The organism is Microbacterium sp. JAI119 (assembly GCF_013410135.1).
Lineage (GTDB): Bacteria > Actinomycetota > Actinomycetes > Actinomycetales > Microbacteriaceae > Microbacterium > Microbacterium oxydans.
This window is the reverse complement of sequence record NZ_JACCCK010000001.1, coordinates 126939-139424: the sequence shown is the minus strand read 5'-3', so window position 1 is coordinate 139424 and position 12486 is coordinate 126939. Positions and strand designations below refer to the sequence as shown.

The window sequence follows — 12486 nt, the reverse complement described above, 5'->3', positions numbered from 1 at the left end:
GGGAGCCGTGCGGGGGAGGATTCGTGAAGCCCGGCGGATCTCCCCAGATCGATTGCCGGGCTTCACGACATACGCAGCAAGGGGGGCATCACTGCGTCAGGCCGGTCGTTCGCAGGCACGGGCACCCTGCCCGCGAAGACGGCCAAGTGACCCCACATGCCCACCCGGTCCCCTGAGGTACGCGCGTGCGGTCGTATGCTCACTCTAAAGCGCTGATCTTCACATACCGGAGGGGATCTGTGATGAATCTCGAAGATGACGCGCGCAGAGCCGAGCACGGTGATTTCGCGAGCGCCCTGCGCGACGCGATAAACGCCAAACCGGTGACCCTGTCCTGGCTGCAGCGGCAGCTCAAGGCGCGGGGCAACCGCGTGTCGATGGCGACCCTGAGCTACTGGCGGTCGGGCGCAAGGCGACCGGAGGGCGCGCAGTCGCTGGCAGCCCTCGCCGACATCGAGGAGCTCCTCGGACTCCGCGCCGGCGCGCTGAGCAGGATGCTCCGCTCGACCAATCGCACGGGCCCCCTCGGGCCGAACCAGTTCCCGATCGACGAGGAGGAGCTCGAGGTGGCCGTGATCGAGGCCTTCCGAGCGCTGGGGGCGGCCTACCCCGACACCTCCCGCGAGCTCACCACCCATTCGGTGACGGATGTCGGGGCCGACGGCAACGTCGCGTACAGCATCACGCGCAGCATCGTGCAGTCGACGGTGGGCACGATCACGGCGATACCGTTCCTGGAGATCACCCCGGGCGTCCGCACGCCGGCGCCGTTGCTCAAGGCCGTGTCAGGGGGGAGGATCGCGGCGCGCTACTCCCACCCGGACGGCGAGGTGCACGGTGTGCTGTTCGAACTCGACGTCCCCCTGACAGCGCCGGAGACCGCGATGGTCGAGTGGTCGGTCGAGTACCCGCCCGACTACCCGGAGACCCACGACACCGGCCACGCGCTGGCGCAGAAGGCCAGGGAGCTGCTGGTGTGGACGCGCTTCCACCCCGACGCGATCCCGGACTGGTGCGAGGAGCACATCGAGACGCCGGACGGGGTCACCATCACCCCCCTCCCGCCGCCTCGCGGGAACTCGGTCCACCTGGTGCGTCGGGCTTTCGGGCCTGGCGCGCTGGGACTGCAGTGGGGGTACGGCCCCCGCGAGGATCAACCGGGCTGATCGCCGACCGCGACCGGACGCCCCGGGGTGTTCGACCACTGGCTCCACGAACCGGGAAAGACCTTGGCCTCGATGCCGACCTCGTGCAGTACAAGTGCGGTGTGGGCAGCCGTCACACCCGAACCGCAGTACGCGGCAACGAGCGTCCCCGGCGTCACGCCGACCTCGGCGAAGGTCGCCAGGATCGTCTCCCTGTCGAGGATCTTCCCGTCCGCGTCGAAGTGCACGGGTTCGGGAAGATTGCGCGCACCGGGGATGTGACCACCCACGGGATCGAACGGTTCCGAGTCGCCTCGGTACCGATCCGCGGCCCGCGCGTCGATCAGCACCCCGGACGCCGGGAAGGCCGCGGCCTCGTCGATCGACAACGCATCGTCTCCGATCGGGTCGAGCACGACATCGCCGGACTCCGGACTCACGTCGTCCGTCGCGATGTCGAACCCCTCAGCCCGCCATGCCCTGATGCCGCCGTCGAGCACGCGCACGTCGACGCCGGCCTGCCGCAGGAGCCACCAGGCGCGGGCGGCGGCGATGCCTTTGAAATCGTCGTAGGCGACGACCGTGTCGCCGGATCGCACCCCCCAGCGACGGGCCGCGTCCTGGAGCGTGGCCGTGGACGGGAGCGGGTGGCGCCCCTCCGCGGCCTCGCCGTGCGTGGCGAGCTCGGTGTCGAGAGCGGCGAACACCGCGCCGGGGATGTGGCCCGAGAGGTAGTCGTCGTGTCCGGCGTCGGGACGATCGAGGCGCCAGCGCACGTCGATCACACGCACCGGCGCACCCCCGGTCAGCAGGTCGTTCAGTTCGACGGCACTCACGAAGTCGCTCATGTTGCGAGGCTACCGAGTCCGCAGCGGCATCGGCGCCCGGCCGTCTTCTCCCGTCACTTTCGCATCGCGCAACTGACTCGATCAGACGGCTGTTCGGTACCATCCGCGCGATTCGAACGACGACTGCGGCCCGTTAGGCTCTATCCGGCAACGTCGAGAAAGGGGCAACGATGCCCTCTCGTCTCCGGTGGATGCGTCTGCGTCCGCAGGAAGCCGCGCTCATCGCGATCACCGCGGTCTGGGGCGGCACCTTCCTGCTCGTGCACTGGGCCATGGAGCACTCCGGGCCATGGTTCTTCGTCGGCATCCGCTTCCTCATCGCCGGGCTCATCAGCGTCGTGATCTTCCGACGCGCTCTGCGCGGCATCCGCTGGCGCGACATCGGCGCCGGCATCGCGATCGGCGTCATGATCTACCTCGGCTACGGCCTGCAGACGCTGGGGTTGCAGACCATAGACAGCAGCACCTCGGCGTTCATCACCGCGATGTACGTGCCGATGGTGCCGCTGGCCCAGTGGGCCGTGTTCCGCAAGCGTCCCCCGGCCATGGCATTCGCGGGTGCGGGACTGGCGTTCGTGGGGCTGCTGTTCATCGCGGGGCCGGATGCCTTCGCCCTGACGCTCGGCACCGGTGAGATCGCGACCATGATCAGCACCCTGCCGATCGCGGCCGAGATCATCCTGATCAGCCTGTTCGCCGGGAAGATCGACCTCGGACGCATCACGATCGTGCAGCTGCTCACAGCCGGCCTGCTGGGACTGCTCACCATGCCGGTGGTCGGTGAGGGGGTTCCCGATTTCTCCTGGATCTGGGTCGGCTGCGCGGTGGGACTGGGAGCGGCGAGCTGTCTGATCCAGCTGACGATGAACTGGGCGCAGAAGTCGGTCTCCCCCACACGCGCGACCATCATCTACGCGGGAGAGCCGGTGTGGGCGGGGGTCATCGGACGCCTCGCCGGCGAGCGCCTGCCCGCGACCGCGCTCATCGGCGGCGCACTCGTCGTGCTCGGGATCCTCGCGAGCGAGGTGAAGCTCGTGCGACAGCGACAGCGACGACGTCCGCAGGAGCCCACGCCTCCGCACATCACACCGTGAGCAGCACCTTCGTGGCGCGTCGCTCGTCCATGGCGCGGTAGCCCTCCGCCGCGTCCTCGAGCGGCAGCGTGAGGTCGAACACCTTGCCCGGATCGATCTTCCGGTCCCAGATCAGCTGGATGAGCTCGGGGAGGAAGCGCCGCACGGGAGCAGGGCCGCCGTGCAGATGCACTCCGGAGAAGAAGAGCTCTTCGCCGGGGAGGGCGACATCGTGGGAGACACCGACATAGCCGACGTGGCCGCCGGGACGGGTGGAGCGGATCGCCTGCATCATCGACTCCTGCGTGCCGACCGCCTCGATCACGGAGTGCGCGCCGAGTCCGTCCGTGAGCTCCTTGATGCGGGCGACCCCCTCGTCCCCCCGCTCCTCGACGATGTCGGTGGCACCGAACTCGCGCGCCAGAGCCTGCCGATCGGCATGGCGACTCATCGCGATGATGCGCTCCGCGCCGAGCTCGCGTGCGGCCAGGACGCCCAGCAGACCCACCGCGCCGTCGCCGACGACCGCGACGGTCTTGCCCGGCCCCACCTCGGCGGCGACCGCGGCGAACCATCCGGTTCCCAGGACGTCGGATGCGGCGAGCAGAGACGGGATGAGGTCGGCGTCCGGCTGTCCTGGAGTGACGACCAGGGTGCCGTCGGCGTGCGGGATGAGCGCGTACTCGGCCTGCGTGCCGTACCTGCCCATCGGGACGACGTGCACGCACCGGGACTGGTATCCCGCTCGGCAGATCTCGCACGTGTTGTCTGATGCCATGAAGGAGCCGACCACGAAGTCGCCGACCTCCAGCGTCTGCACCTCGTCACCGATGGCCTCGACCACGCCGACGTACTCGTGTCCCATCGGATCGTGGTCCACGGGGTTCGCACCGCGATACGGCCAGAGGTCGGACCCGCAGATGCAGGTCGCGGCGATACGGATCACGGCATCGGTCGGCCGCGTGATGGTGGGCTTCTCCCTGTCCTCGACCCGGACGTCGCCTGGGGCGTGCATGACTACTCCGCGCATTCGTGATGCTCCTTCTGTCGCGTGACCCCCAGTCAACTCCGATTCCACGGCGGATGGGAGGTACTGAGGGAACCCCTCGGAATCCGCTCCACGGGGAATACTCCGCAGCAGGCCGCGTTGCACCCGGCATGATTGAAAGTTCAACCGTCGCTCCGGTCGCGACGGAACGCACCCGCGTCCGCGTCCCGCTGCGATTCGGCGACGGCTTCTCCACGACCGCCGACGTGGTCACCTTCGACGGGCTGGCCGACGGCCGCGAGCACCTGCTGCTCGGGCTGGGCGACTGGCGGGCGGCGATCGATCGCGCGGAGGACGGCGGCGAGGCCCCGCTCGTGCGCCCGCACAGCGAGTGCCTGACGGGCGACGTGTTCGGGTCGGAACGCTGTGACTGCGGCCCTCAGCTGCGCGAGGCCGTGGAGCGCATCGCGGAGGAGGGCGGCTTCCTGCTCTACCTGCGCCAGGAGGGGCGCGGCATCGGCCTGTACGCCAAGCTCGACGCGTACGCCCTGCAGGATGCCGGCCTCGACACGTACGAGGCGAACGTCGCCCTGGGCCGGGGTGAGGACGAGCGCGACTACACGGTGGCGGCGCAGATGCTGCACGCGCTCGGCGTCGACGGTATCCGCCTGCTGAGCAACAACCCCGACAAGGCGGTGCAGCTCGAAGCCCTCGGGGTCCGCGTGACCGAGCGTGTACCCACCCGGGTGCACCTGTCGGAGTCGAACTCCCGCTACCTGCAGGCCAAGCGCGACCACACGGCGCACACACTCGACCTGTCCGCGGCATGACGGCAGGCGCGACAGCACGGGAGGGCATCATGACCTCGGAGGCGGACGGGACGGCGGAGCAGAATCCGCGTCGGCTCGACGACACCGAGATGGATACCTGGCTGCCGGTCATCCGCTTCGTGCAACTGCTCCCTCAGGTGCTCGACCGCACGCTGAAGGAAGAGGTCGGTCTCAACCACGCCCGCTACGCCATCCTCATCACCCTGGCCGGCCGGGGTGAGAGCGCCGTGACCATGACCGAGCTCGCCCGCATCGCCGGCCTCAGCCGGTCGCGTCTGAGCCACGCGCTGGACTCGCTCGAGGAGCGCGGCTGGGTCGAGCGCACCTCCTGCGGCTCCGACAAGCGCACCCTCTCGGCCTCGCTGACGCCGGCCGGACGGGAGATGCTCCGCACGGCGGCCCCCGTGCACGTCGAGCAGGTGCGGGAGCTCGTGCTCGATCCCCTCACCGGCGAGGAGCGCGAGCAGCTGGGGGCGATCCTCGGAAAGCTGCTCCCCGGCGTGACCGCGGCCCTCTGACGTACGGCCCGGGTCACCGGTACCGCCAGTACCTCCCTGTCCGGTCGTCGAGCGCGTAGCGTCGGATGCATGGACACCCGCAGCGAGGTGCGCGAGTTCCTCTCCACGAGGCGCGCACGCATCACCCCCGATCAGGCCGGACTCCCGGCGTTCGGCGGCAACCGCCGCGTTCCCGGACTGCGCCGCGAGGAGGTCTCGCTGCTCGCGGGGGTCAGCGTCGACTACTACACGCGTCTCGAACGCGGAGACCTGTCCGGGGCATCGGACAGCGTGCTCGATGCGCTGTCCCGTGCGCTCCAGCTGGATGAGGCCGAGACCGCGCACCTGTTCGACCTCGCCCGCGCCGCGAACACCTCGCCGGTCGCGCGCGCACCACGGAAGAAGACGACAGAGCTGCGTCCGAGCATCCTGCGCCTGCTCGACGCCATGACCGAAGCTCCGGCGATCGTGCGCAACAACTACTTCGACTACCTGGCGGCGAACGCCCTGGGTCGCGCCCTCTACGCGCCCGTGTTCGCGCAGCCGCAGCCGAACAGCGCGCGCTTCGCCTTCCTCGATCCGGCCGCGAAGGAGTTCTACCCCGAGTGGGATCGGAACACGCAGGAGCTCGTGGCCGCGATGCGCGGGGAGGCCGGACGCAACCCGTTCGACCGGAAGCTCACCGACCTGGTGGGCGAGCTCTCGACGCGGAGCGAGCGGTTTCGCACGCTGTGGGCCGCCCACAACGTGCGCTTCCACCGCACCGGGGTCAAGCGCATCACGCATCCCGTGGTCGGGGAGATCGAGCTCTCCTACGAGGCCTTCGAGCTGCCGGCCGATCCCGGGCTGCACCTCTCGACCTACACCGCGGAGCCAGGGACGGCATCGGCCGACAAGTTGAGGATGCTCGCGAGCTGGGCGGCGACGGATGCCGCCGCATCCCCCTCGCCCGAAGGCGCCGGCTCCTCGGCTTCGACAGACTCCGCCCCTGGTCACGCGGACGCCTAAGGACCCGCTGTTCTGCTCTGAGCAGAACCGCTCGAACCGTCCGGACACCTCGGCCTATCGTGAGGCATGGCCGACCTGCTCTCGTTCCCGCACACTCCTCGCTCCGACCGCCCGAAGTCGAACGACCCCGAGCCGCTGTGGCGTCACCTCCTCGGCGACCAGCTGCGTCGTCGACGCCACGACCGCGAGGAGACGCTCACCGAGACCGCCGAGAAGGCCGGCGTCTCGCCGCAGTACCTCTCCGAGGTGGAACGCGGGTTGAAGGAGCCGTCGAGCGAGATGATCGCCGCGATCGCCGGTGCGCTCGACACGAGTCTGATCGAGCTCACCAGCGACGTGGCCGACAGTCTGCGATCGACGGCCCCCTCGCGTGGCGCGTTCGCCCTCGCCGCCTGACCCCGAACCCGTGGTCGCTGGCCCGTCATCTGGTCCTGACCCGTCATCTGGTCCTGACCCGTCATCTGGTCGCTGACCCGTCACCTGGTCGCTGACCCGTCACCTGGTCGCTGACCCGTCATCTGGTCCCTGACCCGTCATCTGCATGAGCGACGGACGGATGCATGACCACAGGTCCCGCGTCGGTCATGCAGCCGCCCGTCGCTCATGCATCCGTCCGGCAGCCCGGACGCCGCCTCAGCTCCGCGCGCCGAGCACGGTGTCGATCAGTCCGTAGTCGAGCGCGGCGGGTGCCGTGAACACCCGATCACGGTCTGTGTCGGCTCGGAGTTCGGCGACCGTGCGACCGCTGTGCCTGGCCAGGATCTCCTCCATGTCGGAACGCACCCGCACCACTTCGTCGGCGGCAAGGATGAGGTCGGGGATCGCACCGCGCGACTGCCCTGCGGGCTGATGCAGAACGATGCGCGCGTGGGCGAGGGCCGCCCGCTCCCCCACGTCTCCTGCAGCGACCAGGAGCGCCGCGGGGCCGATGGCCTGGCCGACGCAGGTCGTCGCGATGCGCGGACGGATGTGCTGCATGGTGTCGTAGATCGCCAGCGCGGCCCCTGGATCGCCGCCCTCGCTGTTGATGTAGAACTGGATGCCGGATTCCGGGCTGTCCGCGTCGAGGTGCAGCAGCTGTGCGATGAGGGCGTTCGCGACCCCCGCATCGATGCCGGTGCCGAGGTAGATGACGCGCTCCGCGAGCAGATGCGAGTACACGTCCATGATGCGCTCGCCTCGGGGATGCTGCGCGATGACGTTGGGGATCGAGTAGGTGCTCATGCGTCCACCCCCAGACCGACGCGCGCGCGTCGTCGCGGCATCACGTCGCCGATCGAGACCACGATCGCGTCGATGAAGCCGTAGTCCTGCGCCTGCGTCGCGGTGTACCAGCGGTCGTGCAGCGAGTCCTCGAAGATGCGCGCGACGGGCTGACCGGTGTCGTCGGCGATCAGTCCGAGCACGGTGTCGCGCATGTGCCGCAGGTCGTCGGCCTGCGTCTCGAGCTCTCCCGCGGAGCCGCCGATGCCCGCGGACCCCTGATGCATGAGGATCCGAGCGTGCGGAAGCGCCCGGCGTTTGCCCGGGGTGCCGGCGGAGAGCAGGAACTGCCCGGCGCTGCACGCGAGACCGAGAGCCAAGGTCGCGACATCATTGGGGATCAGCCGCATGATGTCGCGGAGCGCGAGCATCGAGGGCACTGACCCGCCGGGCGAGTGGATCCACAAGGCGATGTCTGCCGTGGGGTCCTCTGCCGACAGCGCGAGCAGCTGCGTCATCAGCAGCGTGCCGTTGTCGTCGTCGAGGGCGCCGTCGAGCACGAGCACCCGCTCGTGGAACAGCGCGCGCCGGGCTTCGGGACCGAACTGCGGGATGGGGTTGTCTTCGCTCATGCCCCCAGCATCGGCCGCAGCACATCGCGGACGGCGCGAATCCGCCCTGAGCGGCTCTGCCCTGAGCGGATGCCGGTGGGAGACATCCGCTCAGGGCGCTGGGGTGGGCCGGGCGGGGCGGGGGTGGGCCGGGCGGGGCGGGGGTGGGCCGGGCGGGGTGGCGTCGGGCGGGGTCGGGGAGTCAGACCGCCAGGGCCAGCGCGCGTCGATGGGAGACGCGGTGACCGACCCAGAAGCCGATCGCGATCAGCCCGGCGAGGGCGATACCGAGGCCCCACGGCGTCATGGACGGGGCAGCCCCGGCCGTCGCGGTGGCGAGCGTGCCGGACCCGTCCGCGATCAGGCCGTTGCCCGCGGCGAGGTCGGCAGCACCGGCCTCGAGCTTGTCGCCGCCGGCCGCGAGCTCGCCCGAGCCGTTCGCGACGGTGGTGGCGCCCGCGGAGAGCTTCTCGATCCCGACGTTCAGGTCGCCCGCGCCGGTCTGCAGCGTCCCGACGCCGGTGGCGAGCGTCGTCGCGCCGTCGTTCAGGCGAGTCGCGCCTGCGCTGAGGTTCGCCGTTCCCGAGTAGAGGGCGGATGCCCCGGTCGAGAGGGTCTGCAGGCCCGCGGCGAGCCTCGATGCGCCTGCCGAGAGCTGCGTCGTGCCGGAGTGCAGAGCCTGCGCGCCGGCGACCAGAGCGGGCACCCCCTGGGGAGCGACGAGTGCTGCGGTGCCTGGCCACTGGCGGGCGGCGTCACCGCTGATGAGCGCATTCACGCCACCCGTCACCTGAGCCGATCCGGCAGCGGCCGCGACGAGTCCCTGCGCGAGGTCGGAGCCCTTGGCCGCGACGGGAGCCATCGCATCGACCTCCTGGTCGACTCCGGCGGCGAGAGCGGCGAGAGCCTTCAGCTGCGGGTTCTCCGGGTCGGCGGCGAGCATCCCCGCGAGGGCGTCGGCGAGCTGCTGCGAGTGGCCGGGCGCCGTGGCCGCGACGCCCTGGAGAAGCGTCTTCGCTCCCGGCTGCGCGAGAGCCACCACGTCGGCGTTCACCTTGGTTCCGAGGGTGTCGCTGAGCTGCGTCGCGCCGACGAGCACGCCGTTCGCATACGCGTGCGCGCCGTTCACACCGGCGGCGAGGGTGGACATCCCGGAAGAGAGGGTCTGCGCACCGGCATCCGCCTGCGCCATCTTCGTCGCGAGCTCCTGCGCTCCGGCGAGCGCCGTCTGCGCACCTCCGCTGACCTTGCCCGCACCGACCACGGCGGTCGATGCGCCGGCGGCGAGGCTGTTCGTCCCCTCGGCCAGGGTCGTCGCGCCGGTCGCTGCGGTCGTGGCACCGTCGCTCAGCTTCTGCGATCCTTCCTGCGCGCTGGCGGCTCCCGCTGCGAGCTCCTGGGTGCCCTCGGCCAGGCGTGATGCGCCCGTGGAGAGGTCTGCAGCGCCGGCTGCCAGATCGGCCGAACCATCCTTGGCCGATGTCGTGCCGTCGGCGAGTTCGGAGGCACCGGCGGCGATCTTGCCGGTGGTCACCAAGAACAGGACCACCATGGCGGCCAGCAGCAGGCTGAGCACGATGACGGCGATGCGCATGCCGATTCCGTGCGAATGGGGCGTGGTACTCGTCATCGAGGACTCCTGGGGGTCAGTGGCGTCGTTGCCACCGGTGACTGTATGGCTGCGCCGAGGCGCGAGTGACGGATTTGCCGCTCGAAACCAAGTTCCAGCGCTCATGACACTGAGTTTCTTGTGAGGTATGCACAAAGGGACGTGGCCGACGGCCGTGTCCTCCGCGAAAACGGGCCGTAACATCTCCGACTCACGCGCCGCCTAGCCTCGTGCGCATGGCGAAGAAGAAGGCACCGGCGTGGCAGTGGTCGGAGGACGGACTCAACTTCCGCACCCGCAAATGGGTGCGCCCCGAGGACCTGAACGCGAACGGCTCCCTGTTCGGCGGGAGTCTGTTGAAGTGGATAGACGAGGAAGCGGCGATCTACGCGATCGTGCAGCTGGGCAACTATCGCGCCGTCACCAAGCACATCTCGGAGATCAACTTCGAGGCCTCGGCCGTGCAGGGCGACCTGATCGAGATCGGCCTGCAGGCGACGCATTTCGGCACCACGTCGCTGACCATGCGCGCGGTGGCGAGGAACATGATCACGCGCAAGCGCATCCTCACGATCGACAAGATCGTGTTCGTGAGCCTCGACGACGACGGAGTGCCGACCCCGCACGGGTACGACGAGATCACCTACGACCGCGACCGGATGCCGACGGAGCGCCTCGCGACCGGGACGATCCGCCTCCCCTCGCCGTGAGTCACGGCCGATGCGGCGCCGAGCCGACGGGTTCGCGGGCGCTGAGTCACCCCCTCAGGCGCGCACTGCCCCCCGGTGTGCGTCGCGCGAGGAGGTGACCCGGTCGGTGAGCGGCGCTTCATCATCGAAGGCCGGTACGGCCGCAAAGGCCTGGGCGAGATCGGCGATCAGGTCGTCGACGTCCTCCAACCCGATCGACAGCCGCAGCACGTCGGCTGCCGGACGGGCCTCCGGCGGCACCGGCCGATGGGTGAGCGCCGCCGGATGCTGGATCAGCGAATCCACACCGCCGAGCGAGACCGCGTGCGTGAACAATGCGGTCGCCGTCGTGACGGCGGAGGCCGCGGCGAACCCGCCACGCATGCGCATCGCGATCATCGCGCCGGTGCCACGCATCTGCCGCTGCAGGATGCCGCGCGGGTCGCCGCCGAGTCCCGGATAGAACACCTCCGCCACCTCGGGCCGGTCGCTCAGCCACTGCACGATCCGACGCGCGCTCTCCTGCTGGTGCCGCACCCGCACCGGCAGCGTGGTGAGACCGCGGTGCAGCAGATAGGCACCGAGCGGATGCAGCAGCCCGCCGGTCACGGCCCGCACGCGGCGAAGCGCCTCCGCGGTCTCCTCGCTGCAGGCGACCACGCCGGCGATCACGTCGCCGTGGCCGCCGAGGTACTTCGTGGCGCTGTGCAGTGACATCGCGGCCCCCAGATCGATGGGGTTCTGCAGCACAGGGGTCGCGAACGTGTTGTCGACCACGACCGGGACCGCGCCCGCCTGCCGCACCACGTCGGCGATGTCGGCGATGTCGAGGGTGGGATTCGCCGGCGTCTCCACCACGACCAGGCCGGTGTCGGGACGCATGGCCGCCGCCACTTCGTCGGGGTGGCAATAGGTGGTCTCGACACCGAGCAGCCCGGAGCCGAGCAGATGGTCGGTGCCGCCGTAGAGCGGACGCACCGCGACGACGTGCCGCGCGCCGGTGGCTCCGGTGTGAGCGAGGATCACCGCCGTCATCGCGGCCATGCCAGAGGCGAAGGCCACGGAGGCGTCGGCGTGCTCGAGCTCGGCGAGCGCCTCTTCGAACCGAGCCACCGTCGGGTTCCACAGCCGCGCGTAGACCATGCTGCCGTCGGCCGGGGGACGACCGCCCGTCGCCATGGCCTCGTACGAGTCGCCACCGCGCTCGATGTCGGGCAGCGGATTGGTCGTCGACAGGTCGATCGGCAGCGCATGCACCCCGAGACCCTCCAGATCGGAGCGCCCGCTGTGGACGGCGACGGTATCGGGATGCAGCGGTGCAGTCATGACTCCACGTTGCTGGAATCACGGCAGAAGCGCAGGAATTCGACAGAGCACGCCGAATCGAGGAACCGGAACGCTATTGTGTGCAATGTCCCGCAGGCGAGGAGGCCTCACGTTGGCGAAAGCACAACTCGACGAGATCGACCTCGAGCTGCTCGCGGTGCTGACCCGCGACGCCGAGACCACCAACAAGGCGCTCGCGCATCGGCTCGGTCTCGCCGAATCCACGTGCGCGCATCGGGTGCGGGCACTGCGCGAGCGCGGTGTGATCCGCGACACCCGTATCCGCGTCGACGGGGCGGCTCTCGGCTTCCCCCTGCAGGCGATCATCAAGGTGCGCCTCGCCAACCACACCGGAGCCAAGGTCACAGCGCTCTTCGACGCGCTCGCCGGCATCCCTCGTGTCCTGCAGGTGTTCCACGTCGCCGGTGTCGACGACTTCCTGGTGCACGTCGCCGTGCAGGACGCGACGGCACTGCGCGACATCGTGCTCGAGCACATCACGATCCACCCCGTCGTCCGCGGCACCGAGACCCAGCTCGTCTTCGAGCTCCGCGACGGACCGGGGGTCCTCTCCCCCTGACCGCTCTCCTTGGCTGACCGTTCTCCTGGCGCCGACCCATGGGCCAGGATGGAGTGCACGCCAGCAAGGAGCAAGGGAG

Annotated in this window: 14 protein-coding genes; 8 read left to right on the top strand and 6 right to left on the bottom strand. The window is 70.0% G+C overall.

Annotated elements, in window-relative coordinates:
* The first annotated feature begins 242 nt into the window (after window positions 1–242).
* Complete coding sequence (locus HDC31_RS00595) at window positions 243–1166, top strand: hypothetical protein (protein ID WP_113680385.1); 924 nt, start codon at window positions 243–245, stop codon at window positions 1164–1166.
* Here HDC31_RS00595 and HDC31_RS00590 read toward each other — a convergent pair.
* The gene (locus HDC31_RS00590) at window positions 1154–1993 is read right to left on the bottom strand and encodes a sulfurtransferase (RefSeq protein WP_113680386.1); all 840 of its coding nucleotides are present in this window, start codon (window positions 1991–1993) and stop codon (window positions 1154–1156) included. The genes HDC31_RS00595 and HDC31_RS00590 overlap by 13 nt on opposite strands.
* 170 nt (window positions 1994–2163) lie before the next feature.
* On the opposite strand from HDC31_RS00590, the gene HDC31_RS00585 reads away from it, so the two are divergent.
* Entirely contained in the window at window positions 2164–3087 is a 924-nt protein-coding gene (locus HDC31_RS00585; protein WP_046748611.1) for a DMT family transporter, read from the top strand.
* Here the strand turns inward: HDC31_RS00585 and HDC31_RS00580 are convergent.
* A complete protein-coding gene (locus HDC31_RS00580) occupies window positions 3077–4096 on the bottom strand; it encodes a zinc-dependent alcohol dehydrogenase family protein (protein WP_046748610.1) in 1020 nt (339 codons plus the stop codon). The two genes, HDC31_RS00585 and HDC31_RS00580, sit on opposite strands and share 11 nt — an antisense overlap.
* A gap of 128 nt (window positions 4097–4224) precedes the next feature.
* Here HDC31_RS00580 and ribA point away from each other — a divergent pair, with 128 nt between their 5' ends.
* From ribA to HDC31_RS00560, 4 genes are all read left to right on the top strand, one after another.
* Window positions 4225–4884 (top strand): GTP cyclohydrolase II, encoded by a 660-nt coding sequence (gene ribA / locus HDC31_RS00575; RefSeq protein ID WP_058632826.1) that lies wholly within the window; start codon window positions 4225–4227, stop codon window positions 4882–4884.
* Between the two features lie 29 nt (window positions 4885–4913).
* Window positions 4914–5402, top strand: a complete 489-nt coding sequence (locus tag HDC31_RS00570; RefSeq protein ID WP_058632825.1) for a MarR family winged helix-turn-helix transcriptional regulator — start codon at window positions 4914–4916, stop codon at window positions 5400–5402.
* A 69-nt stretch (window positions 5403–5471) separates the two neighbouring features.
* A complete protein-coding gene (locus tag HDC31_RS00565; protein WP_113680319.1) occupies window positions 5472–6389 on the top strand; it encodes a helix-turn-helix domain-containing protein in 918 nt (305 codons plus the stop codon).
* Between the two features lie 66 nt (window positions 6390–6455).
* Window positions 6456–6785 carry a helix-turn-helix domain-containing protein gene (locus HDC31_RS00560; RefSeq protein ID WP_113680320.1) on the top strand — a complete coding sequence of 110 codons (330 nt, stop codon included), beginning with the start codon at window positions 6456–6458 and terminating at the stop codon, window positions 6783–6785.
* A 237-nt stretch (window positions 6786–7022) separates the two neighbouring features.
* Here the strand turns inward: HDC31_RS00560 and HDC31_RS00555 are convergent, their stop codons facing one another.
* The 3 genes from HDC31_RS00555 to HDC31_RS00545 form a co-directional block, all read right to left on the bottom strand.
* Entirely contained in the window at window positions 7023–7613 is a 591-nt protein-coding gene (locus tag HDC31_RS00555) for a ClpP family protease (RefSeq protein WP_046748606.1), read from the bottom strand.
* Window positions 7610–8224, bottom strand: a complete 615-nt coding sequence (locus tag HDC31_RS00550) for a ClpP family protease (RefSeq protein ID WP_179515716.1) — start codon at window positions 8222–8224, stop codon at window positions 7610–7612. The genes HDC31_RS00555 and HDC31_RS00550 overlap by 4 nt, the downstream gene beginning before the upstream one ends.
* Before the next feature lie 181 nt (window positions 8225–8405).
* Entirely contained in the window at window positions 8406–9833 is a 1428-nt protein-coding gene (locus tag HDC31_RS00545) for a hypothetical protein (RefSeq protein WP_179515715.1), read from the bottom strand.
* Between the two features lie 215 nt (window positions 9834–10048).
* Here HDC31_RS00545 and HDC31_RS00540 point away from each other — a divergent pair, with 215 nt between their 5' ends.
* Window positions 10049–10522 (top strand): acyl-CoA thioesterase, encoded by a 474-nt coding sequence (locus HDC31_RS00540; protein WP_046748603.1) that lies wholly within the window; start codon window positions 10049–10051, stop codon window positions 10520–10522.
* A gap of 54 nt (window positions 10523–10576) precedes the next feature.
* Here HDC31_RS00540 and HDC31_RS00535 read toward each other — a convergent pair whose 3' ends face one another.
* Window positions 10577–11827: a PLP-dependent aspartate aminotransferase family protein gene (locus HDC31_RS00535; RefSeq protein ID WP_179515714.1), complete on the bottom strand. Its 1251-nt coding sequence runs from the start codon at window positions 11825–11827 to the stop codon at window positions 10577–10579.
* Window positions 11828–11939: 112 nt separating this feature from the next.
* On the opposite strand from HDC31_RS00535, the gene HDC31_RS00530 reads away from it, so the two are divergent.
* A complete protein-coding gene (locus HDC31_RS00530) occupies window positions 11940–12407 on the top strand; it encodes an Lrp/AsnC family transcriptional regulator (RefSeq protein WP_052748772.1) in 468 nt (155 codons plus the stop codon).
* Window positions 12408–12486: the final 79 nt, after the last annotated feature.

Coding starts and splice junctions, on each gene's coding strand:
- HDC31_RS00595 (WP_113680385.1), top strand. CDS start 243: ATGAATCTCGAAGATGACGCGCGCAGAGCCGAGCACGGTGATTTCGCG.
- HDC31_RS00590 (WP_113680386.1), bottom strand. CDS start 1,993: ATGAGCGACTTCGTGAGTGCCGTCGAACTGAACGACCTGCTGACCGGG.
- HDC31_RS00585 (WP_046748611.1), top strand. CDS start 2,164: ATGCCCTCTCGTCTCCGGTGGATGCGTCTGCGTCCGCAGGAAGCCGCG.
- HDC31_RS00580 (WP_046748610.1), bottom strand. CDS start 4,096: ATGCGCGGAGTAGTCATGCACGCCCCAGGCGACGTCCGGGTCGAGGAC.
- ribA (WP_058632826.1), top strand. CDS start 4,225: ATGATTGAAAGTTCAACCGTCGCTCCGGTCGCGACGGAACGCACCCGC.
- HDC31_RS00570 (WP_058632825.1), top strand. CDS start 4,914: ATGACCTCGGAGGCGGACGGGACGGCGGAGCAGAATCCGCGTCGGCTC.
- HDC31_RS00565 (WP_113680319.1), top strand. CDS start 5,472: ATGGACACCCGCAGCGAGGTGCGCGAGTTCCTCTCCACGAGGCGCGCA.
- HDC31_RS00560 (WP_113680320.1), top strand. CDS start 6,456: ATGGCCGACCTGCTCTCGTTCCCGCACACTCCTCGCTCCGACCGCCCG.
- HDC31_RS00555 (WP_046748606.1), bottom strand. CDS start 7,613: ATGAGCACCTACTCGATCCCCAACGTCATCGCGCAGCATCCCCGAGGC.
- HDC31_RS00550 (WP_179515716.1), bottom strand. CDS start 8,224: ATGAGCGAAGACAACCCCATCCCGCAGTTCGGTCCCGAAGCCCGGCGC.
- HDC31_RS00545 (WP_179515715.1), bottom strand. CDS start 9,833: ATGACGAGTACCACGCCCCATTCGCACGGAATCGGCATGCGCATCGCC.
- HDC31_RS00540 (WP_046748603.1), top strand. CDS start 10,049: ATGGCGAAGAAGAAGGCACCGGCGTGGCAGTGGTCGGAGGACGGACTC.
- HDC31_RS00535 (WP_179515714.1), bottom strand. CDS start 11,827: ATGACTGCACCGCTGCATCCCGATACCGTCGCCGTCCACAGCGGGCGC.